Here is a 23,949-nt window from a genome sequence, read left to right on the forward strand (position 1 = left end):
CAGAGACAGAGGTCACCAGTACAGCGCATGAGCACAGCCATTTATACCCATCCCGATTGCCAGCGCCATGAAATGGGCGACTGGCATCCTGAATCGCCGGCCCGCTTGCAGGCCATCAACGATCAATTGATCCTCGCGCACATCAGCGACCTGGTCGAGCATCGCGACGGCGTGCGCGCGCAATTGTCCGATATCGAGCGCAACCACAGCGCCACGGCCATCGGCCTGGTGCGCGACAACGTACCGCCGGCGGGCGATTACTATCCGCTCGACGGCGACACCTTGCTCAACGCGCACAGCTACGAGGCGGCGCTGGCCGCCGCTGGCTCGGCCGTGGCAGCTACGGACGCCGTCATCGATGGCGAGATCAGCAATGCCTTTTGCGCGATCCGCCCGCCCGGCCACCATGCGCGGCCCAGCGAGCCCATGGGTTTTTGCCTGTTCAACAATATCGCCATCGCGGCCAAGCATGCACTCGACGTGCGCGGGCTCGAAAGAGTCGCCATCGTCGACTTTGACGTGCACCATGGCAATGGCACGGCCGAATCCGTGGCGCACGATCCGCGCATCCTGATGGTCAGCTTTTTCCAGCACCCGTTTTATCCGTACAGCGACGTGGAATCGTATACGGACACGCGCGTTAACGTGCCCGTGCCGGCCCGTTCGAAAGGCGATGTCGTGCGCCAGTTGGTGCTCGATCACTGGTTGCCCGCGCTGCATCGCCAGCAGCCGCAGATGATTTTCATTTCCGCCGGTTTCGATGCCCACCGCGAAGACGACGTGGGCGGCATGGGCCTGGTGGAGGCCGATTACACGTGGATGACACAGCAGATGATGGCCGTGGCCAGCCAGTACGGCCAGGGCCGCATCGTCAGCTGTCTCGAAGGGGGCTACAATCTGTCGTCCCTGGGCCGCAGCGTGGCCGCGCACGTGAAGGCGCTGGCGGAGCTGTAATGGTTGCGCTGTAATGGTTGAGCTGTAACTACAGCAGGCTGGGACGGCTGCGGGAATTCGTGTGGCGGTGGGTCTGGTAATCGAGCGCGTCGCCGGCCATGAAGCGGCGCCAGGCTTGTGTGTAGACGAGCGATGATTTATCCGCGTCAAAGCTGTCGAGCTGCAACATGTCGCGGTGGTGCTTGATTTCATTGACCAATTGGTCATACAGCATTTGCAAGCCATAGCTGTCGGCGCTCTGGCGTTTCAGGCGCTCTTCCAGTTGCACCACTTGCCCCTGCAACTGCCGGCATTGCTTCTTCCACTGCAACAGGCTGCCATTGCCCGGCACGCGCTTGGGCGTCGCCTTGGCCGGGCGCGGGCTGCCGCGTTCGCATTGCGCGTGTGCCGCCGGCGCCTTGCCAGTGTGTTTCATCATCATATCGCCGATTTCCCCATTGCTTATCTCCCTGCGCGTGGCTGTAGCCAGCCTGGAAATAATTGCTTTTCATTTAAGAGGCGATATTAGAGCATACTTTTTTGTTTCTTTCAGTAAATATAAAAATCCATATAGAAATATTTCACATGGCTGCCCACGCCCGCCTTACGGGCGCTGTGCTGCCGGCAAGGGCGCTGCGGGGGCGGCTTCGGCCATTTTTTCATCGTCGGCGTAGGTCAGGGTCAGCAGGGTATTGTCGTCCCAGCTCACGTCATGCAAGGGCGGCACGTAGCGTTGCCGGTCTTGCGTGACGCGGATGTCCAGGATGCGCTCGCCCGAGCGCGCCTGCACGGCAAGCAGCTTGCGCGCCACGGGAAACGGCACGTATATCAACGACGAGTGGCATGGCCCGCCCGCCAGGCGGAACACGTTGCGCCGGACAAAGGGCAGGTCATCCTGCTCGACGGCCCAGCGGATTTCGCATTCCAGGCGCAAGTCGCCCAGGCGGCGCATATTTTCGGGCAGGCCCGGTGTGTGGATGTCGGCGCGCCAGCGCAAGGTGTCGCGCTTCTTGTTGCTGACCAGGTCGGCATTCGCATCGTAGGCAGTCTTGTCGCGTGTCAAGGTGAAGCCGCCGTCCGCCGACAGTGGCACAGGGATCGACAGGTTGTCGGCCGACAGGTGCAGGGTCACGCCATCGAGCCTGGCCTGGGGCGTGGCGGGGATCAGCATGAAGCGTAGCGGCGCGTCCGGCGCCAGGCGCCGGTGGTCGGCATAGGCGTCGAGTCCCTTGAGCATGGTGCGGTAGGGGCGCAGGTCGGGATCGCGCGTGCCTTGCACGTCGACAATCTGCTGCATTTCCACACTGGCCGCATCGCCGGGCACCGCCGGCTGTTCCTGGGCCATGGCGGGCGACAGGCAGGCGCAAAGAAGGGCGGGGAGGAGGTAGCGGGGACGTTGCATGGAGTGCGTGCCAGGTTGAGCGTGCAATGGGAGAAACCGGCCAGGCTGGACGGACTGCGGATATTATCATTCAAGTAACTGCCAAATTATCACCAATTGTCTCGTTCGCGTCGCACGGCTGGCGCTGGTGGTGGAAAATGCGACGTCGTGGCGGCAACCACGTAAAATAGCGGATTGACCGAACGATTTTGAAAGCAAGAGCATGGCGATACAATGGTACCCAGGACACATGAACGCGGCCCGCAAGAAAGCGGCCGAGACCATGGAAAACACCGATCTGGTGATTGAAGTGGTGGACGCGCGCCTGCCGGCAGCCAGTTGCAATCCCATGGTGGACGAGCTGCGCCTGTTCCGCCAGCGCCCTTGCCTGAAGATCCTCAACAAGACCGACCTGGCCGATCCTGCCGCCACCGCCGCCTGGGTCGCTTATTTCAATGCCCAGGAAGGCGTGACCGCGTATGCGATGACGACCAAGAAGCCTGGCGACGTGGCGCGCATCCCCGACCTGGCCAAGTCGCTGGCGCCGCACCGCGGCGTGCCGACCAAGCCGCTGCGCATCATGATCATGGGCATCCCCAACGTGGGCAAGTCGACGCTGATGAACGCGCTGCTGAAAAAGCGCGTGGCCAAGGTGGGCGACGAGCCGGCAGTGACGAAGATGCAGCAAAAGCTGTACCTGGACAAGAACACCATCCTCGTCGACACGCCCGGCATGCTGTGGCCAAAGATTGCCATCCCCAGTGACGGCCTGATGCTGGCGGCCAGCCACGCCATCGGCTCGAACGCGCTGATCGAAGAGGAAGTGGCCGTCTTCCTGGCCGAGGAATTGCTCAAGCGCTATCCGGACTTGCTGACGGCCCGCTACGGCACCAAGGTCGATGAAGTCGATGCCATCGGCGTGGTCGAAGGCATCGCCGCCAAGCGCGGCTTCCGCATCAAGGGCGGCGACTACGATTTCGAGAAAGCGTCGCACACCTTGCTGCTCGACTACCGCAGCGGCATCCTCGGACGCATCTCGCTGGAAACGCCCGATACGCGCGCGGCCTTGCTGGCACAGCACGCGGCCGAGATGGCGGAAAAAGCGGCCAAGGCGGCGGAGATTGCCGCCGAAAAGGCGAAAAATGCGGCGCGCGGCAAGCGCGGCACGTAAGTAAAAAAAAGCCGCTAGTTGAACTGACTCCCGATGACGTTGGCGTCGAGCCAGCCGTTAGCGGTGTTGAGGGTCTCGGCGTCCCCGTCTGACCCCGGCTGACTGCTAATTTTCGCCCGCTGTCCCAAACCTGAAGCTGGTGACTGCCAGCGCGCCGAAGAAATCCTCCTCGTGGTACACCACCTGCGCCGCTTCCTGCTCGGCCGCGCCCAGCGCCACCATCAGCGGCAGCAAATGGTCTTCCTGCGGATGGGCCTGGCGCGCGCCGGGTGCCTGGTCCCAGGCCAGCAATTGCTGCAGGCGCTGCTGCGGCGGCAAGGCCATGGTCTGGCGCAGCCAGGCGTCAAACTGGTGCGAGGCGACGGCGCCCGCCTGGCCGAACTGGCGCAGGTTATGGTAGGACAGGCCGCTGCCCAGTATCAGCACGCCCTGCCGGCGCAGGATGGCCAGCGCGCGGCCCACTTCGACGTGCGTGAGCGGATCGTAGCCGTGTTTCAGCGACAATTGCACCAGCGGCACGTCCGCCTGCGGGTAAATGGGGAAGAGGGCGCTGAAAGTGCCGTGGTCGAAACCGCGCTCATGGTCCAGGCGCGCCGGATGGCCGGCCGCGTCGAGCAGTTGCTTGACCTGCGCCGCCAGTGCAGGCGCGCCCGGTGCCGGGTACTGGATCTGGTAGGTATGCGGCGGAAAGCCCGAATAGTCATAAATCATGCCCGGCCGGGAGCTGGCCGAGACGAGAAACTGCGGCCCTTCCCAATGCGCCGTGACGACCAGCACGGCTGTCGGGCGCGCGCCGATCTGGCGCGGGATATCCTGCAACGATGCTTCGAGCACGTCGTAGCGGCCACCGAACTGGTCTTTCATGAAGGGCCACGGGCCGCCGCCGTGCGACAGGAAGTAAGTGGGGAAGGTGTGCTCTTGCATGGCGGCTCCGGGGTGGAATGACTGATGCCACCGATGATAGTGATGTGCGGCCAGTTGATCAAGATCGCAATTATTGATATATCATTTCCATTTTGTTGATGATTGGGCCGTCATGGATACCTTGCGCAGCATGCGCGTGTTTCGCGCCGTGGTGGAACTGGACAGTTTTGTGCGTGCCAGCGAGCGCCTCGATTTGTCGCCGGCCATGGTCAGCAAGCACGTGATGCACCTGGAGCGGCACCTGGGCGCGCGGTTGCTGAACCGCAGCAGCCGCCACCTGAGCCTGACGGAAATCGGCAAAGTGTATTTTGAACAGTGCCGCGACATGCTCGACAATCTGGAGGAGGTCGAAGCGACCGTGGGCCGCACAACGGTGGTGCCGCGCGGCATGCTGCGCCTGAGTGCGCCCGTCTGGTTCGCCAACGCCATTTTTACGCGCACCCTGGTGGCTTACCGCGAGCGCTACCCGGAAGTGACCTTCGACATCGACTTGAGCGGGCGCGTGGTCAACCTGGTGGAAGAGGGTTTCGATCTGGCCCTGCGCGTGAGCCAGGCCCAATCGCCGACCCTGATCGCGCGGCCCATCGGCAGCATCGCCTTTCACCTGGTGGCTGCTCCCGCCTACCTGGCGCGCGCGGGCCAGCCGCAACTGCCGCAAGACCTGGCGCGGCACGCCATGATCAGCTATTCGCTATTATCTAATGGTAATGAATTGGCCTTCGACGGACCGCAGGGACGCGAGACGGTGAAGTTCTCGCCCGTACTGCAATGCAATAACGAAAGCCTGCTGCATGCAGCCGCGCTCGATGGCATGGGTATCGCCCTGCTGCCGTCGTGGCAAACGGATGCCGACCTGGCGGAGGGGCGGCTGCTGCGCCTCTTCGACGGCTACCAGCTGGCGGGCGGCAAGGTGTATGCCGTCTACACGAGTCGCCGCTACCTGTCGTCGAAAGTGCGCACCTTCATCGACTTCCTGGCTGATGAAGGGCGCCTGGGGGCTGACTAGCCGAGCGAGCGCTTGACGTCGATCAGCGCGAACAGGCGCGCGCTGCGCATCCACGCCAGTACCAGCGCTGCCAACTGCGTCACCAGCAAGCCGGCCACGCTGGCCTGTGGACCGGGTGCGGCCAGCTTCAGGCGCGCCACGCCCAGCAGCGCATACAGGGTCAGTCCCAGCAAGGTGATGACGAGGTAGATGGCCAGGCAGGCCAGCGGACGCCGGCGCAGCATGCCGAGGCCGCGCCACCAGGCCTTGATGGCCGAGGTGCGGCGACGGTCGACGGCCAGCGCCGCGCGGCCCGCGTCGAGCGTGGCGCTGGCCAGCAGGAACAGCAAGCCCGTGCGCGCACCGCCCCAGGCGTTGCTGGCGCTGGGCGTGGTGACGGAGGACGCGTGCGGCGAAGCCAGGGCAATGCCGTCGGCGGATGGCGCCAGCGGCATGGCGACAATGCAAAGGGCCTTGAGCTTGCCCGAGATGGGGAAAAAACCAATGCTGCGGCGCGTGCTGCGGGGATTTGGCAGCCCCGGGCGCGTTGTGCTGCGACTTTCCATGCGTGACTCCCGCAGTGACTTGTTGACTTTCAGATGCAGTCGGCTGCGCCCTGGATGGCCGCGCGCACTTCGCACTTTACTTAATATACCTATAAAAATGCCAAATTAATAATGAAATATTGGCGGAAGGAAATTGCCACCGGGCTGGTGCTTGCGGCGCCATGCACCCTGCGTATAATGAGCGGCTTTTGCCATCCCTCCGTGCCACTGGCGTGCGTCCGCGCCGCAGTGACGCCTCAGCCTGCCGCCATGATGCCTGCCCCTTCCGCCCTGACCGTTGCCACGCGCGCCTTGTTGCTGTGCGCCCTGGCCATGCCGGCGTGCGCGCAGGAAGGCGTGGAGGCTGGCGCGGCCGGCGTCACGCATGGCGATTTGTCCGCCGAGCTGGCGCAGGGCGGTCAGCACAGCGTGCGCGGCGCCCTGTCGCGCGAGCAGGGCGGCATGACGCTCGATGTGGCCATGGACGGGCTGCGCAATGGCAATTACCGTGATGGCAGCGTGTTTCAGCAGCGCGGCTTCAACGGAGGCGCGGAATGGAAGGTGCGCCAGGGCCGCTTTGGCTTCAGCGCCGACCAGTTGAACCAGGACACCCGCTACCCCGCGCCCGAGGCGCCGTTCCTGGCCTTGCTGGCGGCCCGCCCGGAGGATCTGTATCGCTATGAGGTGCGGCGCGCCAGCGCCTTCGTGCAGCGCTACGTCGGCAAGTTCGAGCTGGGGGTGGAACTGTCGCAGCGGGAAAAGCACGCCACGGCCCACTATGCGGGCGAGGAGGGCAGCAGCGTATCGATGTATAGCAGCCGGCGCCGGCAACTGGCGCCCCGCCTGCGCCATTACGGCAAGTTGGGCGGCGTGGGCACGGATACGGAAGTCGGCCTGGACTTGATGCAGTGGCAGCGGCGCTCGGGCCGCGATGGCGATGGGCAGCGCCGCCAGTACTCGCGCGCACTGCTGCTGCGCGAGGAGCTGGCCTTCGGCGGCCCATATGCGCCGCGCATGCTGCTGGGGCTGCGGCATGAACAGTTCCAGCTCGATCCGGCCGACATGCCCGCCGGCGGCAGCGACTGGGAAAACCAGAACGCCTGGGACTTGCAGGGCAGCTTGCAGCTGCGCCCGCAACTGAGCGTGTACGCCAAGGCCGCGCGCAGCTACCGCATCGATGATGATGGCTATACCCGCGCCGGCTACCGTCCCCTGGCGGGACAGCTGCGGCGCGAAACGGAAGTGGGCGCCACCTACGGCGACGCGGCGCGCAGCGCTTCCGTGCGCGTCTTCAGCGAGCGCCTCAGCAATCAGATCGTCTTCGACCCGAGCCTGGGCCAGCTGGGCTTCGCGGGCAACCTCGACCCTTCGCGCCGCGACGGCATCGCCATCGAGGCCAGCCTGGCGCTGGCGCGCGACTGGCGCCTCGACGCTCAGCTGCGGCAAGTGCATGCGCGCTATGACGACTACGCCTACGACGGCCCGGATATCGCCCTCGTGCCCAAGACCCTGGCCAGCCTGCGCCTGTACTGGACGGGTCAGACCGGCGCCAGCGCCGACGTTGGCGTGCAATGGCTGCGCGCCCTGCGCTATGGCCCGGATTTCGCCAACAGCTGTCTGGCGCAAGTGCCCGCGTTTGCCACCCTGGATGGGCGCTATGCGCGCAAGCTGGGCGCCTGGGAGCTGGAACTGGCCGGCAGCAACCTGGCCAACCGCCGCCATTACGGCGATGCGCCAGGCTGCCGTTCCAGCATTTACCTTAACGATGCGCGCCAGCTGCGCGTGTCGGCGCGCTACCATTTCTGAGACAGACGCGCAGCGCCGCTTAAGAGCGGCTTAATCAGGCGCAAACGGAGCGTGTAAAACTCCCTTTTTTCGGCCCGCGCTACAATGGACAGCGCAAAAAGTGGTAATCTCGCCCCGTTCACGACCACTTTATGATGAAGGATTATTATGCGTTTTCTGCGTTTCTTGCGTCCCCTGCTCGCCGCCGTCACCCTGGTGGCGGCCACCGGCGGCGCCATGGCGGCCGATACCGGCTTTACCACGCTCCCTTCGCCAGTGCGCACGGACACGGGCAAGAAGGTGGAAGTGGTGGAGTACTTCATGTATTCCTGCCCGCATTGCTATGCGCTCGATCCGTTGATGCACGACTGGGTCAAGAAGCAGGGCGACAAGATCGCCTTCCGCCGCATCCACCTGGCCTTCAGCGGCCCGAAAGATCCGCAGGCGCACGCCTATGCCACCTTGGAAGCGATGGGGCAGCTGGACCAGTTCCACGACAAGATCTTCCGCGCCATCCACGTCGAACGCAACCGCCTGAACCGCGATGACGCCATCCTCGACCTGCTGGTGAAAAACGGCATCGACAAGGCCAAATACCTGGACATGTTCAATTCCTTCGGCGTGCAGACCAAGCTGAAACGCAACGAGCAGCTGATCACTGCCAGCAAGATTGACAGCGCGCCGACCATCGTCATCGATGGCCGCTTCGTCACGTCGCCAGCGCAGCTGTCGCGTCCGGGCCAGTCCGAGCCGGAGACCCAGACAGCGACCCTGCGCGTGATGGATGAACTGGTGGCGCGCGTTCTGAAAGAGCGCGCTCCCGCGCCAGCGAAGAAGTAACACTGGAGAATTACCATGAAACAGCTGCCCTGGACTTTGTGCGTACTGGCCCTCGCCCTCGTGGCCTGGCTGGCGCTTGCCCTCGTCAACGTGGAAAACCAGCGCAATGCGCTGACCAGCAAGGCTTGCGTGGACCCTGCGTTCAAGAACGAGGTCGATGCGAAATGCCTGGCGTCCGTGCAGTCGCGCGAGCACTGGTGGCAGCATCTGGGCTACGCCATGACGCACTTCCGGAATTGAATGTGTCTGCAAGAAGAACCCGCCGCGCGCGGGTTTTTTTTCGTCCGCGTATGATGAAGCCATAACCATCCGGGAGGGTTGATGAAGGAAGTGATCTTGATTACGGGCAGCAGCCGCGGCATCGGCGCGGCGACTGCCTTGCTGGCGGCGCGCCAGGGCTATGCCGTCTGCGTCAACTATGTGCGCGATGCGCAGGCGGCGGAAGAACTGTGCGCGCGCATCGTCGCCGACGGAGGCGAAGCCATCGCCGTGCAGGCTGACGTGGGCGACGAAGCGGACGTGGCGCGTTTGTTTGACGAAGTCGATGCGCGTCTTGGCACGCTCACCGCGCTGGTCAACAACGTGGGCGTGCTGGAGCAGAAATGCCGGCTGGCCGACATTTCCGTGCAGCGCCTCGAACGCGTGCTGCGCACGAATGTGATCAGCTATTTCCTGTGCTGCCAGCAAGCCGTGCGGCGCATGTCGACGGCAAACGGCGGGCAGGGCGGGCGCATCGTGAATGTCTCGTCGGTGGCCGCCCGCATCGGCTCACCGGGCGAATACATCGATTACGCGGCTTCGAAAGGCGCCGTCGATACGCTCACCCTCGGCCTTGCGAAGGAAGTGGCGGACGAGGGCATCCGCGTCAACGGCGTGCGGCCAGGCATTATCTATACGCAGATCCACGCTTCGGGCGGCGAGCCGGGACGGGTGGCGCGCCTGGCATCGGGCGTGCCCATGCAGCGCGGCGGCCAGCCGGAAGAAATCGCCGACGCCATCCTCTACCTGCTGGGGCCAGGCGCGAGCTATGTGACGGGCAGCCTCCTCGACGTGGCGGGCGGGCGCTAAAGCTTACGCTTTGGCGGGCGCTGAATGGGGTGTGATCACCACGGTGCAGGTGGTGCCGGCCACCAGGAGTTGACCTTTGGGTTGCTCGTCGATGTGGATACGCACGGGTACGCGCTGCGCCAGGCGTACCCAGTTGAACGTGGGATTGACGTCGGCCAGCAGTTCGCGGCCCGTGGCGGCGTCGCGATCGGTGATGCCGCGCGCGATGCTCTCGATGTGGCCGTGCAGGGTGCCGCCGCTCATCAGATTCATTTCCGCCTTGTCGTCCTGCGCCAGCATGCCCAGCTTGGTCTCTTCGAAGTAGCCGACGACATAATACGAGGCGCTGTCGATGACGGCCAGCTTGGCCGCGCCGACGGCGGCGAAATCGCCCTTGTGCACGTTCAGGTTCGTCACGTAGCCGGTGACGGGGGCACGCACCGTGGTGCGGTCCAGGTTCAATTGCGCCAGCGTGCGTGCGGCCAGCGCCGCCTGCACTTGCGACGAAGCCGAACTGGCGGAAAACGCGGCACTTTCGCGGCTTTCCGTGGAGATGATGCTGGCGTCCAGATTGGCGCGGCGCTGCGCTTCCTTGCCGCGGCGGCCCATTTCTGTTTTTTGCGCGGCCAGCACGGCGTCGGCTTGCGCCAGGGCGCTCGCATAGCGTGCCCTGTCGACGACGAAGAGCACGTCGCCCTTTTGTACCACCTGGTTGTCGCGCACCAGCACGTCTGTGACGGTGCCTGCCACGTCGGCGCTGATGTTGATGATGTCGGCCTTGATGCGGCCGTCGCGCGTCCACGGCGACTCCATGTAGCGGTCCCAGACGGTCTTGCCTATCCACAGGGCGGCAGCCAGGAGCAGCAAGGTGATTGCATAGCGGGTCATTTTGCTTACCATGTCGGCAGCCTTTCCTTGATCAGGTTGAACATTAGTCGAACGTTATTTGTACAGCGATAAAGCCAGCGCGCCGAAGATGGCGACGAAGATGCACAGCCGCGCCAGCGACGGGTGCCACACCATGCGGTACACGCCCAGCCAGCCCAGCACCCGGTCCAGCAGGGTTTGCAGGCCGATGCTGAGGATGAACAGCGGCAGCAGGGTGGGAATCAGAATTCCGAACAGGGCGAATTCACGCGGCATGATGGTCTCCGGCGCCAGGCGCCATATGGTCGAGTAAAGAGGTGTAGATCGAATGCAGGTCGGCCAATGCCGTGTGCAGGCGCAGGTCTTGCTCCTGCTTGCGCTCGGCTGTCGCTCTTGCTTGCGCTTGTGCCGTGCGCACCACCGCGCCCGCCTGCAGGGTGGCCGCCAGCGCAACCTGCAGTGCCGTGTCGCTGCGCGTGCGCAGCCAACTGGCGATGTGGTCTACGCACAGCTGCAGCGCGTCGCGCGTGGCGCCCGGCCGCGCGGTCGCAATCAGTTCGCGCAATTCGATCACCGAGTGGCCGATTTCCAGCAACGTCAGGGCCTGGCGCACGACGCTGCGCGTGGCTGCTCCCGGCGCCGGTCCGGCCGCTGCATTGAGCTGGCTCAGCAAGTCGCGCACGCGGTTGTCGAAACGGTGCTTGACTCGTCGCGCCGGCGCCGTGCACGCCTGCAGCGCTTCACGCCACAGGGCCGGGCCGATATGGTCCTTGTGGCCCATCGTGTGTTCCGGCAGCAGCACGGCAAACACCAGGGCGGCCAGCATCAGGCCGACGATCAGCGCCATGCCGGTGTTCAGGAACGCGGCGCCATCGACATGCATCACATTCGTCGGCGCCATTTGCGTGATGAAGGTTGACACGCCCAGGCCCACGCCCAGCTTGGCCGGATTCGTCATCAGATACAGGCCGACGGCGAGGAAGGGCGCAAAGCTGAGCACCAGCATGGGGAAGCCGTCGCCGTGCACCAGCACGAAGTACACGCAGACGAGGGACAGGGGCATGGCGATCAAAAAGCCTGCCAGCACTTGCCGGATCATCAGGATGGGGCGCGGCGAGGACGAGGCCAGTGCGCAGAACACGGCCGCCATCAGCATCGCCGTGCTGGCGTAAGGCCAGGCCAGGAAGTAGGCGCCCAGGGCCAGCAGGGCCAGGCTGATGGCCGCGCGCGCGCCGCTGGCGATCACCAGCGCGGGCGGCGTCTTGGGTGCATATGCCTGCGGCGTGGCGATGGCCAGAGGCGTGTCGTGCGCCAGGCTGAAATACACTTCGTGAAAGCGGCTCATGTCGCGCGCAAAGCGCTCGAGCAGCTCGCAGACGGTGTCGAAATCGATGCGCTGCGCATGCACGATGGTTGCGCCATCGATGTCCATGCGTGCCTGGCCCAGCGCCGTTTGCAGATGCTGTTGCATGGTGTCGAGCGAGCCTTGCGACGGCGTCGTTTGCAGTGCCTCGGCGACGATGGCGTACAGCGGCGCGCACGCCTGCATGACCTGGGTCTCGCCGTCGCGCCGCAGGCGGTCGAACAGGCGGTGGAAGGTATAGAAGGTGGTCAGCGCCGTCATGAAGGTGGCGTTGAAGGCGTGCAGCTTGCGGTTTTGTGCGCGCACGTGACTCACTTTGCTGGTGACTTCGAACAGCGCGGCAGAACGGCCCAGTTCCAGCGCCGCCACGTCGGCGGCAAACTGCAAATGCGTCAGTTCCACCTGCGCCGGGGTGAGCTTTTGCTGTAGCACGTCCTGGCAAAAGCTGAGGAATTTTCCGTAGCGGGCTTGCACCGTGCGCATCACCTGCGTGCCCTGGTGGCGCGGCAGCAGCACGCTGGAGACCGCCGCCGAGCAGATGATGCCCAGGCTCACTTCGGCCACGCGTGTGACGGCCAGCGCGAACACCTGCATGGGCTGCTCGATGGCGGGCAGGGCTATCATGCAGGCAGTGTAGCCGGCCAGCACATACACATACGACTGGGCGTTGCGGTGCAGGGCCGAGCCGCTCGTGCACAGGCCCACCCACAGGGCCAGGCCGGCGAACAGCAGCACCGGTTGCTGCGGGAACAGGCCGATCAGGGTCAGCGCGGCAGTGCAGCCGAGCAGGGTGCCGCACAGGCGGTAAAAACTTTTCTCCAGCACCATGCCGCTGCTGGGCAGGGCCAGGATGATGGTGGTGGTCATCGCCGTGCTCGGTGAATCGAGGCCCAGGCGGTAGGCCAGCCACAGGGCGCAGAACGCCGCGATCAGGGTCTTGCCGACGTAGATCCAGCGTTCGCCCTCCGTCGTGCGCCAGTCCTGCAGCGCCAGCGCCAGCCAGTGGGCCGCCCGGGACAGGGGGCCGCGCGTGTATGTTGTTGCTGTGGCTGGCGTCATCAATAGGCTATCAGTTCTGGTTGTTGAGATTGTTCAGGTTGCGCAACTGGCGCATGTACAGCTTGTCGAGCACTTGCAGCTCTTCTTCCGTCAAGCCTTCGTACAGGGCCGAGGTTTCCTGGTACACGTCGGGCAGCGCCGTTTCGATCAGCGCGCGGCCCTTGTCGGTCAGCGAGATCATCACCGAGCGGCGGTCGCCGGGGCGCGTGCCGCGGTGGATCAGGCCGCGCGTTTCCAGGTCGTTGCACACGCGCGTCAGGTTGGCCGGCTTTTCATGACAGGCCATGCCCAGGGTGCAGGCGTTCGAGGTTTCATCGTCCGTGCCGTACAGCACGGCCAGCACCATGTAGCTGGCATCGACCAGGTCGTGCTTTTTCAGCGCGGCATTGGTCAGATCCTTCATGCCTTTTTGAATGTGGTACGTCATGCGCAACAAACGCATCAGTTCCATGGGGAAGCCTGGCATGCGCGTGCGGATGTTTTGCAGCCGCTTGGAGGTGGCGTCAAAAGCGGTCATGTCGTATTCCTTCATGTGTGAATAAAGCTCCGATTGTATCTTGTTGAGCTAGGGCAATGCCAGGATTGCAAGCTTAGATTCCACCACCGAGTGCATTCATCAAGGAAACGTACAGATCGAGTTCACGCGCCCCGTTTTGTGCCTGCTGCTGTTCTTCCGCCAGCAGCGCCACTTGCGTGTTGAGCATGTTGATGGCGTCGCTCATGCCCGCCTTGTACGCCTTTTCCGCCAGGTCGCGCGCGCGCTGCGCCGTGGCCAGCGCCTGCGTGGTCAGCTGGTGCTGCCTGGCCAGCGACTGGGCGCGGGTGACGGCATTGGCCACGTCCGACATGGCGTTGATGACGGTAGCGTTGTACTGCTCCACGGCGCCGTCGTAGATGGCCGTCTGGCTGCCCAGCTGGGCGCGCAAACGGGCACCGGCAAAGATGGGCAGGCTCAGCGCGGGCGACGCGCCGCGGATCTGCGAATTGGCATCGAGGAAGTGGCTGAAGCCAAATGCCTGGAAGCCGGCAAACGCCACCAGGTTGACGTTCGGGTAAAACTCGGCCTTGGCGGAGTCGATGCGCTGCGCCGCCGCTTCCACTCGCCAGCGCTGGGCGGCGATGTCGGGCCGGCGGCCGATCAGGTCGGCCGGCAGCGCTGGCGGGATGGCCAGTGGCTGGTCCAGGCGCAGCACGGGGCGCGTGAGCGCCGCGCCGGCGGCCGGACCCTTGCCCGACAAGGCCGCCAGCTGGTTGCGCAGCAGGGCCAGCGACTCGGCCGACTGCTCCAGCTGGCGCCGGCCGGCCGGCAGGGTGGTTTCGATTTGCGCCACGTCGATGTCGGTGCCGATGCCGGCCGCCTTGCGCCGGCGCGTGATGTCGAGGATGCGGGCGCGCTGCGCCAGGCTGCGTTCGATCACGTCCTGCAGCTGGAATTCATACGATAGCTGGATGTAGGTGCGCACCAAGGCCGTTTCCAGTGCCAGGCGGGCCATCTGCGATTCGGCCGACGCCATCTGCACATCGCCCAGGGCGGCGGACAGGGCGGCGCGGTTGCGGCCCCACAGGTCCAGGTCGTACGAGGCCGTGACGGTGGCCTGGTTGCGCCAGGCGTAATTGCCGGCCAGCGGTGCCGGCGTGCTGCCATGCTGCGAATACAGTTCGCGGTTGATGGAGACATTCGCGTCCGCTTGCGGGCGGGTCTTGTCCTCGGCTGCGCCGGCCAGCGCCTCGGCCTGGCGCACGCGCGCCTGGGCGCCGCGCAGGGTGGGGCTGTCGGCCAGCGCCTGCTCCATCAACCGGTTCAATTGGGGGTCGTGCAAGTCTTGCCACCATTGCGTGCGCGGCCATTGTATGGCGGCGCTGGCGGCGGCATCCATGGCCTTGCTCGCCTGCAGTGTATTGGCGTCGAGCATGGCCGATTGCGGCGCGATATGGCCCATGTCGGCGCAAGCGCTCAAGGCAAGGATCAGACTGGCGGCAAGCAAACGGCGGTGCAGGGACATGCAGGGACTCCGGGAGGGATGGTGTTGGGTGATGCTGACAACTCGCCGCGGTGAGCGCCGGGAGTGGCCCGGGTGCTGCGCCGCAACTGAGGTATGACTGTTTGAAACCGGCTGACTGGTTTCTTATTTCACGACGTGCTTGGTCGTCTGCGCGACATCAAAGTCCGCTTCCGTTTGCGGGATCAGGCCAGCCTTGCGGGCAGCGTAGAACTCGGCCATGACTTGCTCGCGCGTCACTTGGCTGGTGGCGGTGGCCGGCGTTTTCGGGTAGTCGACTTCGCTTGTGGCGATTTCGCCGGCGTTGCGGGCGCGGATGTATTCGGCCGTGACTTGCGCGCGCGTCAATGGCTGGCCGTTGCCAGCAGGTGCCGTGCTTTGGGCGAAAGCCGAGGTGGCGGTGGTGATGGCAAACAATGCTGCGATGAGTGATTTGGCTTGCATGATAAGACTCCAAAATATGCATGATGGCTGGGTGGATGGGCCGGCTCGCCACGTACCGGTCGGTTCGGCGGCAGGGTGCTGGTGGGCGCCCTGCCGCCGATGAAGCAGTTTCTGGATGAGAAGATGCTTACTTGAATTAACTATAGCAATGAATAGTACATTTGTGAAGTAATTTATGAAAATATTTGTGCGCCGCCGCATTTTGTCCGCAGGAATGCCGTGCAGGCGTGCGCCGCCGGCCAGTCCAGGGGAGTAAGCTGGTTCTTTTATTAATGGGAGATAGCCATGAGCAGCAGTTCACTCGATCCGGATAATTTGCCCGCCACTTCCGACCGCGTACTGGGCAGCGGCCATGGCAAGGGCGCGCTCGGTCCCAGCGACAGCTCCGAAAGCGGTAGCGACATGCAGGGCGTGCCCGGGCAGGATGCGGAAGAGCTCGAGAACGACAGCGATGCGGCCGGCACCGGCGTGCGGGCTGGCGTGGAACCGCACAACGCGGCGCCCGATGGTGGCGACATCGATGTCGACCATGTGGAGAGCATGGTGCCCGCGCCGGTGGCGCAGGATGGCGGGGACGAACCGCGCACGCCGCAGGCGCCGCTGCCGCGCCCCTGAGGCCGGGGGGCGAATTGCCGCCACGAATTACCGCCTCTGCTGCGCCATCAGCGTAAAATGTAGGCAAGGTGGCGTGCGCGCCGCCATGGCCAACCGGCCGGCACAGCATAGGATGTCAGAGGATGCAAACGCAGATGTCGCAAGAGAAAGAAAAAGGTTTGATGTCGATGTACCGCGAGACGCGGCCACGCGAGTTTTTTGGTGAAAAAAGTTATACCAATCACCTGGCCTGGAGTGTGCTGGTGGTGTTGCTGGCGCTGGCTTTCTGGCTGGTCGTGGCGCTGGCGGCGGCCGAAAACCAGCGCTACGCCCTGGAAACGAAGGCTTGCCAGGACCGCGTGTTTCCCACGGAAATCGACATGTCTTGCCTGAAACAGGTCAAGTCGCGCGACCACTGGTGGCAGCACGTGGGCCACGCGCTGGTGCGCCTGGGCGCCTGACCCGGGCGCGAGCTGGCTGAACCTGGCGGCGGCCACGAGGGCCGCTGCGGTGAGAGGGTGATGGAGCAATAGTGCGGGAGGCACCATGCCACGCGATCACTCGCGCGAGCAGCCGCAATGGCTGCTGGCGCGCCACAGTGCCTTGACGGCGCGCCAGTTGCTGCGCGCCTACGGCTTGCTATGCCTGTTTTCCCTCGTGATTGCGGCCGCCTTTGCGCTGCGCGGCCTCTGGATCATTCCCGTATTTTCGTTCGCCGAACTGGGCCTGGTGGCCGCTGCCTTGCTGCACTACCTGCGCCACGCGCGCGACTATGAACACATCGTCTTGCGCGACGGCGTGCTGATCGTCGAACAGGTCAGCGCCGGGCGCTGCCGGCGCCACGACTTTGCACTCTGTTGCACGCGCATCGCCGTGCCGCAAGGGCCGCGCCAATTGATACACATCAACGATATGCGTGATGCTAGCCGGCATGTGGCGGTGGGCGTCTTCGCCACGCCAGAGCGGCGCCGGCAGGTGGCACAGGAACTCTGCGCGCTGCTGCCACCGCGAATGTCGCCGCCGTGAACGCTTTACACGGCCCGCGACGGGCCTTCCCACAGATTGATATGGCCTTCGCGCGCCTGCACGTCGATGGCGGCCAGTTCGTCGGCCGTGAACGACAATTGCTGCAGCGCGGCCACGTTTTCGCGGATTTGCGCACTGCTGCTCGCTCCGATCAGGGTAGAGGTGACACGGGGATCGCGCAGCACCCAGGCCAGTGCCATCTGCGCCAGGGTTTGCCCCCGCTGCGCGGCGATCTGGTTCAGGGCGCGCACGCGGGCCAGGTTTTCCGCGCTCAGGTGCTGTTGCGTCAGCGAACCGCCGCCGGGACGGTTGACACGCGCATCCTGCGGCACGCCATCGAGGTACTTGTCGCTGAGCAAACCCTGCGCCAGCGCCGTAAACGTGATACAGCCCATGCCTTCCTGCTGCAAGGTGTCGAGCAAGCCGTCTTCCTCGATCCAGCGGTTGAGCATATTGTAGGCCGGCTGGTGGATCAGACACGGCACTTTCCACGCCGTCAGCAGGGCGGCGGCCTCGGCCGTCTTTTGCGGCGAATACGACGACAGGCCCACGTACAGCGCCTTGCCCTGCTGCACGGCGGTGGCCAGCGCGCCCATGGTTTCTTCCAGCGGCGTCTCGGCGTCGTAGCGGTGCGAGTAAAAGATGTCGACGTAGTCCAGGCCCAGGCGCCGCAAGCTCTGGTCGAGGCTGGCCAGCACGTATTTGCGCGAGCCGCCGCCCTGGCCGTAGGGCCCAGGCCACATGTCCCAGCCCGCCTTGGTGGAAATGATCAGTTCATCGCGGTACGGTAAAAAATCGTCGCGCAGCAGCTTGCCGAAATTGCTTTCCGCGCTGCCATACGGCGGGCCGTAGTTATTGGCCAGGTCGAAATGCGTGATGCCCAGGTCGAAGGCGGTGCGCAGCATGTCGCGCTGCGAGGCCAGATTGTTGCTGTCGCCAAAGTTGTGCCACAAGCCCAGGGACAGCAGCGGCAGTTTCAGCCCGCTGCGTCCGCACGTGCGGTATGGCATGCTGTCGTAGCGGTTCTCGGCGGCGTGGTAGCTCATGGCATCTCCTGGTTGAATGAAGCGCTTATTTTCGCGCAAAATCACGACGGGCGTGCGTGCGCCTTGCGCGCAATCGGGCGCGCCGTACAATAGGCGTTCAGGAGTCTCGCAAGGAGCGGTCATGGAAATCGAACTGAAGTTGCTGCTGGCGCCCGACGATGCGCCCCGTCTGCGTGCGCATTCTTTGCTGGCGCAGACTGCGCAAACAGCGCCGCAGGTGCTGCAGATGCACGATATCTATGTCGATACGCCTGATTTGCAGCTGTGCCGCCACCAGGCGGGCTTGCGCGTGCGCCAGGTGGACGGGCGCTGGGTGCAAACCCTGAAGGCAGGCGGTAGCGTCAGCGGCGGCTTGCACAGCCGCCACGAATGGGAAGTCGACGTGCCGGGGCCGCAGCCGGACCTCGCCGCGCTCGACTCTGCCATCGGCCGCAAGCAGCCGATACGCGCGCTGCTGCGCCTGGACACCGTCCGCGACGCCTTGCAGCCGGTGTTTACCACGCGCATCGAGCGCACCGTATGGCTGTTGCGCACGCCGCAGGGCGACCAGATCGAATGCGTGCTGGACCAGGGTGTCATTGAAAGCGGCGCGGATGACGCTGCGCGCAGCGTGCCCGTCAGCGAGATCGAACTGGAATTGAAGCAGGGCCAGGCCGCCAGCCTGTTCGACGTGGCGCTGGCCCTGCTGCAAGACGTGCCGCTGCAACTTGGCCACCTGAGCAAGGCGGAACGCGGCTACCGGCTGGCCTTGTCCGAACCATTGCAAGCCTTGCGCGCTATTAAGGCGCAGCCCCTGGCGCTGGATGCGGCGATGTCGGTGGAGCAAGTGTTCCTGGCCATCGCCGGCAATTGCCTGGAGCAAGTCGGCGGCAACCAGGAGGGCGTGGCGGGGGGCGAGAGTGTAGAAAGCGTGCACCAGATGCGCGTGGGCCTGCGCCGTTTGCGCTCGGCGCTGGGCATGTTCAAGTCCCTGCTGGCGCTGCCGGACGCCTTGAAGAGCGAACTTGCCTGGCTGGGCGGCGCGCTGGGCGAGGCGCGCGACTGGGATGTGTTGGCTGGCAATACCCTGGCGCAGCTCGATGGCGCGGCGCAAGCGGATGCGGCGGCGCTGGCAGAGGCGGCGCATGCGCAGGCACGGCGCAAGCACGTGCAGGCGGCCCAGGCCGTCACATCGGTGCGCTACACGGCGTGCATGCTGGGCTTGCAGCGCTGGCTGCAGGCACGCGCCTGGCGCGACAGTTGCTCCCTGCGCCAGGTGCGGCGCCTGGACGCGCACGTCCCGCCGTTTGCCCGCGCCATGCTGCGCAAGGACCAGCGCCGCCTGGTGAAGCGCGGCAAGCGCCTGCAGCATGCCACGCCGCAGCAGCGCCACCGCTTGCGCATCGCGGCCAAGAAGACGCGGTATGCGACGGAATTTTTTGCCTCGCTGCTGGCCGCGCGCGCCGTGCAACCGTATGTGGCGCGGCTATCGACCCTGCAGGATGAACTGGGCCGGCTCAACGATGTGCAGGTGGCCGACCGGCTGCTGCGGCAATTACCCGAGGTCCAGGCTGACCAGTCCGCTCAGGACGGGCTGCGGCAACACGCGGCCTTCGTGCGCGGCTATCTGGCGGCGCGCGCGCAGGCGCAGGGCCGCGATGGCCGCATGCACAAGGCCTGGCGGCGCTTCAAGGCGGCCCGCTTGCCGGCCTGAGCCGGTTCCCTTTTGCGCTGGTGCAGTTTCAGTTCACAGTTTGCTGTTCTGGCAGCCGGCGCTCACGCATTCGCGCACGCGGTCCTGCAAAAATTGCGCGCGTTCGATGGTGGTCTGGGTGGCGCAATCGAGGTTGACATAAAAGCCCGACGATTCGCGTTTGGAACAGCTATTGTTGCGTTTGTCTATCCACGCCAGCTGGCCCGATTTCAGCTTTTGCTTGCCGCCGGCATCGAGCTGGGAGCTAAGTTTCTTGTAGTTGGCGTTGAGTTCCTTGTCCGCTTCCTGGTATACCTTGTTGAGACAGTACAGGCCGTCGAAGTCATTGCGCGGCGTATCGCAGGCCGAGTTGGCGAAGGCGGAACCGGAGGCAAATACCAGCAGGGCAAGGATGTATTTTTTCATGGCGGGCTTTCTGAAAAGAGTGGATTGACAGGCGTGGAGTGACAGGCAGGCGCAAGGCAAGCTCTTGCGCATCGTACAACACTTCCCGCGCAGGCCGCAGACGCTTGCGCGCGCGCCCGCAAGCGCCGTCAGTAGGCCAGGCGGCCCGGCACGCTCACTTCGATCTGCGTGCCGGCGCCGGGCCGGCTGTCGATGCGCAGGCTGGCACGGATGCCGGCGGCGCGCTCGCGCATGCCGACCAGGCCCCAATGGCCGGGCCGCTGGCCTGTTTGTGCCACGGCGTCATCGAGACCGCAGCCATCGTCGCGCACGCGCAGTGTGAAGGCCTGCTCCGCATAGTCGAGTTCCAGCACGATGTTTGCCGCCTCCGCATAGCGCGAGGCGTTGAACAGCGCTTCGCGCGCGATGGCATAGATCTCGTCATGCACGCGTGGCTGCAGGCGCCGGCAGCTGCCGCTGACCTGTACCGTGAAGGCGTGCGCGCGGTGCTCGGCCAGGCCCTTGCCGAATTGCTGCAGCGCCAGCCGCAGTTCGTCGGGTTCGGCCGAGGCGCGCAAGTCCATGATCTGGTCGCGGCCTTCGATCAGCAACTGGTCAGCCAGGTTGAGGGTGCCATCGAGGCGCGCCCGTTCGCGCGTGCCCTTGGGCAGCATGTCGGCATGTGCATGGAACGACAGGATCAGGCCCTGCACGCTTTGCAGCAGGGTGTCGTGCAGCGAACGGGCGATGCGCGAGCGTTCGGCCAGGCGCTCCTGCAAGCGTTCCTGCAAGCGTTCCTGCATATCGCGCGTCAGGTGGCGGATGCGCAGCACATAGCCGCCATACAGCAGCAGCGCGGCGCCCAGCGCCAGCAGCAGAACGAACCACGGCGTTTGCACGAAGGCGGGCGCGATCACGATGTCGAGCCCCGCCCCCTGCGTGTTCCAGACGCCATCTTCGTTGGCGGCCGTGACGTCGAAGCGATAGCTGCCGGGTGCAAGGTTGGTGTAGTACGCCACGCGGCGTCCCACCGCTTCCTGCCAGCCGGTGTCCACGCCCGCCAGCCGGTAGCGCAGGCGCACGCGTTCCGGCATCGACAGGCTCAGGGCCGTGAAGCCGATCTGCAGGGCCTTGCTGCCTTGCGGCAGGTGGCGCGGCTTGCCATCGTCCAGCGCGTAGCGCACGCCGTCGGCCAGCAAGCTGTGGATCTGCACCGGCGGCGGCAGGCGATTGCGGCGGATATGCAGCGGGTCGAGCATGGCGATGGTGGCCGAGGTGGAGAACCACAGCTTGCCATCGGGCGCATGGATCAGCGAAGGCACGGGGCGCAGCTGCGAGGCATGTCCCTGCAAGCCGTCGAGCGCGTCGAAACGTTCCGAATCGACGGGGCTGCCGTCCCGCATCCACGCGGCCAGGCTGGCGGCGCCGATATGCTCGATGCCGTCCGCGCCATGCAGCCACAGGTCGCCGTCCGGCAGGCGCACGATGCCAGACACGCCGCGAAACAGGGCGCCGTGGGTGCCGCGCAAGGTGTGGAAGCGGCCGGCGCGGTACAGGGCCACGCCGTTTTCGCCGCCGGCCCACATTGCGTCGCCATCGCGGTACAGCTGCAGCACGCTGCCCACTTGCAAGCCCTCGGCTGCGCCGAGGCGTTTGACGGCGCCCGCGCGCTGGCCGTCGGCCACCAGGCTGACTGTATTGTCGGCATGGCCCAGCCAGACGGTGCCGGCGCCATCGATCGCCATGGCCGTGGTCAGCACCGCCGGCAGGCCGGACAGGCCGCCGTTCGCGCGCCATTTTCCGCCGCTCAGGCGAAACAGGCCGCCGCCGGAAAACGAGGCCCATAGCGCGCCCGAGCGGTCTTGCTGCAGCGCCTGCGGATCGAGTCCCCGCACGGGCGGCGCCACGCGCGTCATGCTGCCGTTGCGCGCGCGATGGTGCAGCTCCTGCTCGTTGCCCAGCCATAGCGTGCCGTCCGGCGCCCGGTGGCTGGCCGACAGCGTCCCTTTCAAGATCACTTTTTGCTCCCCGTCGGCGGTAAAGCTGCGCACGTCGCCCACGTAGTCGCCGATCCACACATCGCCATCGGGCCCCGGCAGCATGCCGGGATGGTCGAAGGGCACGGCGACGGGCAAGGTCTTCAGGCGATTTGGTCGCAGCCGGTCCAGGCCGGTCGAAGTGCCGAACCACAGATTGCCTTCGCGGTCCTGGAACGACGTTTGCGGCAGCGGGCCGCTGATGCCGTTCTGGAGCGTCAGGCGCTGGGCCGCCAGGCTGGGGCCGGAAGGGTCAAGCTTGCGTTCAATGCCATCGGGCTGCATCAGCCACATGGTGCCGGCGCGGTCGAAGCGGATGCCGTTGCCCCTGGCGTCGGGCCGGATGGGTGCACCGCCGCGCGGCGCGCTGGTGCGCACGCGATAGTAATTGTTTTGCGTGTCGACCGCCCAGATGGCGCCATCGGGCCCTTCATCCATGCTGATGAGCATGGTGCGCGGCCAGGCATGGGAAAAGCGCGCCTGGCCCGGCTTGCGGAAAAATACGCCATGCATGGTGCCCATCCACTGCGTGCCATCGCGCCCGAACAGGATCTGGTACACGCGCTTGTCGGGCAGGCCCACGTTGGCTGCCTGCGCAACAAAGCGGTCTGCACCCGGCGCCAGGCGTGCCGCGCCATCGCGCGTGCCGACCCAGATGGCGCCGTCGGGCGCAACCTCGATATGGAACACGGCGCCCGACGGCAAGCCGTCCGCTTCGCGGTAGGTGCGCGTGCCATTCTGGCGAAAGACGCTGACCCCGCCGAGGCGGTAGCCGACCCACACGGCGCCGTCCGGCGGCGTGGCCAGTCCCAGCACATTGCTCGACGGCAGGCGGTGGCCGACCACGCTGTCCACGCGATCGAAGCCCACGCCATCGTAGCGGTACAGACCCGTGGCCGTGGCGATCCACAGCCAGCCATCCTTGCCCTGGGCGAATTTCAGCACGTCGACGGGCGCGCCTTGCAAGGCGCCCCAGGCGTTGTGGGTGTAGTCGGACAGCAGGGGGGCAGGGGCGGCCGCCCACGCGTGCAGCTGGCACGCCAGCAGGGGCAAAAGCAACAGGCGGCGCAGCAGGCGAGCGGACATCGGGGCAGAGGGAGGTGGCAGGGCATTGATTGTAGCGCAGCGCCTGGCCTTGCAGCAGGCAAAAAAAAGCCTGCGCGGGGAGGCGCAGGCTTCTTCTTGCCCTAAGTTGACAGGATTGCCAACAACTCGCGCTTACGCGAAGTTCTTGGCAACGAAGTCCCAGTTGACCAGGCCCCAGAACGTTTCCACGTACTTGGCGCGCAGGTTGCGGTAGTCGATGTAGTAGGCGTGTTCCCAGACGTCGCAGGTCAGCAGTGGCTTGTCGCCCGTGGTCAATGGGCAGCCGGCGTTCGAGGTGTTGACGATGTCGACGGAGCCGTCGGCTTTTTGCACCAGCCAGGTCCAGCCCGAACCGAAGTTGCCCACGCACGACTTGGTGAATTCTTCCTTGAACTTGTCGAACGACGACCATTTGGCGTTGATCGCGTCTGCCACGGCACCGCTAGGCGCGCCGCCGCCGGCCGGCTTCATGCCGTTCCAGTAGAAGGTGTGGTTCCATACCTGGGCTGCATTGTTGAAGATGCCGCCCGACGATTTCTTGATGATCTCTTCCAGCGACAGGTTCTCGAACTCGGTGCCCTTGATCAGGTTGTTCAAGTTGGTGACATACGCCTGGTGATGCTTGGCATAGTGGTATTCCAGGGTTTCTTTCGAAATATGCGGCGCCAGAGCGTCCATTTCATACGGCAGTGGTGGCAGAGTATGTTCCATGTGATGTCCCTTTGTGGTGAGTGTTCGGA

At 65.1% G+C, this 23,949-nt stretch carries 25 protein-coding genes; 11 read left to right on the top strand and 14 right to left on the bottom strand.

Annotated features, from left to right (window positions below; all coding sequences use genetic code 11):
• Positions 1-27: 27 nt before the first annotated feature.
• Complete coding sequence (locus K0F85_RS18800) at positions 28-954, top strand: histone deacetylase family protein (RefSeq protein WP_219117479.1); 927 nt, start codon at positions 28-30, stop codon at positions 952-954.
• A gap of 28 nt (positions 955-982) precedes the next feature.
• Here K0F85_RS18800 and K0F85_RS18805 read toward each other — a convergent pair whose 3' ends face one another.
• Positions 983-1,375 carry a hypothetical protein gene (locus K0F85_RS18805; protein WP_219117480.1) on the bottom strand — a complete coding sequence of 131 codons (393 nt, stop codon included), beginning with the start codon at positions 1,373-1,375 and terminating at the stop codon, positions 983-985.
• 162 nt (positions 1,376-1,537) lie between these two features.
• Positions 1,538-2,335 (bottom strand): hypothetical protein, encoded by a 798-nt coding sequence (locus K0F85_RS18810; protein ID WP_219117481.1) that lies wholly within the window; start codon positions 2,333-2,335, stop codon positions 1,538-1,540.
• 229 nt (positions 2,336-2,564) lie between these two features.
• On the opposite strand from K0F85_RS18810, the gene ylqF reads away from it, so the two are divergent.
• Positions 2,565-3,485 (top strand): ribosome biogenesis GTPase YlqF, encoded by a 921-nt coding sequence (gene ylqF, locus K0F85_RS18815; RefSeq protein ID WP_374198743.1) that lies wholly within the window; start codon positions 2,565-2,567, stop codon positions 3,483-3,485.
• A gap of 105 nt (positions 3,486-3,590) precedes the next feature.
• Here the strand turns inward: ylqF and K0F85_RS18820 are convergent, their stop codons facing one another.
• Complete coding sequence (locus K0F85_RS18820; RefSeq protein ID WP_219117483.1) at positions 3,591-4,409, bottom strand: class III extradiol ring-cleavage dioxygenase; 819 nt, start codon at positions 4,407-4,409, stop codon at positions 3,591-3,593.
• Between the two features lie 112 nt (positions 4,410-4,521).
• Between K0F85_RS18820 and K0F85_RS18825 the strand changes: the two genes are divergently transcribed.
• On the top strand, positions 4,522-5,415 hold the full coding sequence (locus tag K0F85_RS18825; protein WP_219117484.1) for a LysR family transcriptional regulator: 894 nt from the start codon (positions 4,522-4,524) through the stop codon (positions 5,413-5,415).
• On the opposite strand, the gene K0F85_RS18830 is transcribed toward K0F85_RS18825, so the two are convergent.
• On the bottom strand, positions 5,412-5,960 hold the full coding sequence (locus tag K0F85_RS18830; protein WP_219117485.1) for a hypothetical protein: 549 nt from the start codon (positions 5,958-5,960) through the stop codon (positions 5,412-5,414). The two genes, K0F85_RS18825 and K0F85_RS18830, sit on opposite strands and share 4 nt — an antisense overlap.
• A 249-nt stretch (positions 5,961-6,209) precedes the next feature.
• Here K0F85_RS18830 and K0F85_RS18835 point away from each other — a divergent pair, with 249 nt between their 5' ends.
• From K0F85_RS18835 to K0F85_RS18850, 4 genes are all read left to right on the top strand, one after another.
• A complete protein-coding gene (locus tag K0F85_RS18835) occupies positions 6,210-7,745 on the top strand; it encodes a TonB-dependent receptor (RefSeq protein ID WP_219117486.1) in 1,536 nt (511 codons plus the stop codon).
• A 147-nt stretch (positions 7,746-7,892) separates the two neighbouring features.
• Positions 7,893-8,564, top strand: a complete 672-nt coding sequence (locus K0F85_RS18840; protein WP_219117487.1) for a thiol:disulfide interchange protein DsbA/DsbL — start codon at positions 7,893-7,895, stop codon at positions 8,562-8,564.
• A 15-nt stretch (positions 8,565-8,579) separates the two neighbouring features.
• Positions 8,580-8,804 carry a hypothetical protein gene (locus K0F85_RS18845; RefSeq protein WP_219117488.1) on the top strand — a complete coding sequence of 75 codons (225 nt, stop codon included), beginning with the start codon at positions 8,580-8,582 and terminating at the stop codon, positions 8,802-8,804.
• Between the two features lie 81 nt (positions 8,805-8,885).
• Positions 8,886-9,632 (top strand): SDR family oxidoreductase, encoded by a 747-nt coding sequence (locus tag K0F85_RS18850; protein WP_219117489.1) that lies wholly within the window; start codon positions 8,886-8,888, stop codon positions 9,630-9,632.
• Between the two features lie 3 nt (positions 9,633-9,635).
• Here the strand turns inward: K0F85_RS18850 and K0F85_RS18855 are convergent, their stop codons facing one another.
• The 6 genes from K0F85_RS18855 to K0F85_RS18880 form a co-directional block, all read right to left on the bottom strand.
• Entirely contained in the window at positions 9,636-10,499 is an 864-nt protein-coding gene (locus tag K0F85_RS18855; protein WP_257572880.1) for an efflux RND transporter periplasmic adaptor subunit, read from the bottom strand.
• A 54-nt stretch (positions 10,500-10,553) separates the two neighbouring features.
• Positions 10,554-10,754, bottom strand: coding sequence for a DUF1656 domain-containing protein (locus tag K0F85_RS18860; protein ID WP_219117491.1), 201 nt, complete (start codon positions 10,752-10,754; stop codon positions 10,554-10,556).
• Entirely contained in the window at positions 10,744-12,900 is a 2,157-nt protein-coding gene (locus K0F85_RS18865; RefSeq protein ID WP_257572881.1) for an FUSC family protein, read from the bottom strand. The genes K0F85_RS18860 and K0F85_RS18865 overlap by 11 nt, the downstream gene beginning before the upstream one ends.
• Positions 12,901-12,910: 10 nt before the next feature.
• Entirely contained in the window at positions 12,911-13,417 is a 507-nt protein-coding gene (locus K0F85_RS18870) for a MarR family winged helix-turn-helix transcriptional regulator (protein WP_219117492.1), read from the bottom strand.
• A gap of 73 nt (positions 13,418-13,490) precedes the next feature.
• On the bottom strand, positions 13,491-14,903 hold the full coding sequence (locus tag K0F85_RS18875; RefSeq protein WP_219117493.1) for an efflux transporter outer membrane subunit: 1,413 nt from the start codon (positions 14,901-14,903) through the stop codon (positions 13,491-13,493).
• A gap of 123 nt (positions 14,904-15,026) precedes the next feature.
• Positions 15,027-15,344 carry a DUF4148 domain-containing protein gene (locus K0F85_RS18880; protein WP_219117494.1) on the bottom strand — a complete coding sequence of 106 codons (318 nt, stop codon included), beginning with the start codon at positions 15,342-15,344 and terminating at the stop codon, positions 15,027-15,029.
• A gap of 285 nt (positions 15,345-15,629) precedes the next feature.
• On the opposite strand from K0F85_RS18880, the gene K0F85_RS18885 reads away from it, so the two are divergent.
• The 3 genes from K0F85_RS18885 to K0F85_RS18895 all read left to right on the top strand — a co-directional run bounded on the left by K0F85_RS18885 (position 15,630) and on the right by K0F85_RS18895 (position 16,964).
• Entirely contained in the window at positions 15,630-15,959 is a 330-nt protein-coding gene (locus K0F85_RS18885; RefSeq protein WP_219117495.1) for a hypothetical protein, read from the top strand.
• 122 nt (positions 15,960-16,081) lie between these two features.
• A complete protein-coding gene (locus K0F85_RS18890; protein ID WP_219117496.1) occupies positions 16,082-16,399 on the top strand; it encodes a hypothetical protein in 318 nt (105 codons plus the stop codon).
• Between the two features lie 85 nt (positions 16,400-16,484).
• The gene (locus K0F85_RS18895; protein WP_219117497.1) at positions 16,485-16,964 is read left to right on the top strand and encodes a DUF2244 domain-containing protein; all 480 of its coding nucleotides are present in this window, start codon (positions 16,485-16,487) and stop codon (positions 16,962-16,964) included.
• A gap of 5 nt (positions 16,965-16,969) precedes the next feature.
• Here the strand turns inward: K0F85_RS18895 and mgrA are convergent, their stop codons facing one another.
• Complete coding sequence (mgrA, locus tag K0F85_RS18900) at positions 16,970-18,010, bottom strand: L-glyceraldehyde 3-phosphate reductase (RefSeq protein ID WP_219117498.1); 1,041 nt, start codon at positions 18,008-18,010, stop codon at positions 16,970-16,972.
• Between the two features lie 121 nt (positions 18,011-18,131).
• Here mgrA and K0F85_RS18905 point away from each other — a divergent pair, with 121 nt between their 5' ends.
• Entirely contained in the window at positions 18,132-19,703 is a 1,572-nt protein-coding gene (locus tag K0F85_RS18905) for a CYTH and CHAD domain-containing protein (RefSeq protein WP_219117499.1), read from the top strand.
• A gap of 33 nt (positions 19,704-19,736) precedes the next feature.
• Here the strand turns inward: K0F85_RS18905 and K0F85_RS18910 are convergent, their stop codons facing one another.
• From K0F85_RS18910 to sodB, 3 genes are all read right to left on the bottom strand, one after another.
• Entirely contained in the window at positions 19,737-20,108 is a 372-nt protein-coding gene (locus tag K0F85_RS18910) for a lysozyme inhibitor LprI family protein (protein ID WP_219117500.1), read from the bottom strand.
• 128 nt (positions 20,109-20,236) lie between these two features.
• Positions 20,237-23,209, bottom strand: a complete 2,973-nt coding sequence (locus K0F85_RS18915; RefSeq protein ID WP_219117501.1) for a sensor histidine kinase — start codon at positions 23,207-23,209, stop codon at positions 20,237-20,239.
• Between the two features lie 132 nt (positions 23,210-23,341).
• Positions 23,342-23,920 carry a superoxide dismutase [Fe] gene (sodB, locus tag K0F85_RS18920; RefSeq protein WP_035825732.1) on the bottom strand — a complete coding sequence of 193 codons (579 nt, stop codon included), beginning with the start codon at positions 23,918-23,920 and terminating at the stop codon, positions 23,342-23,344.
• Between the last annotated feature and the right edge of the window lie 29 nt (positions 23,921-23,949).

It is taken from the genome of Janthinobacterium sp. UMAB-56, from assembly GCF_900095265.1.
In the GTDB taxonomy this organism is placed as follows: Bacteria; Pseudomonadota; Gammaproteobacteria; order Burkholderiales; family Burkholderiaceae_D; genus Janthinobacterium.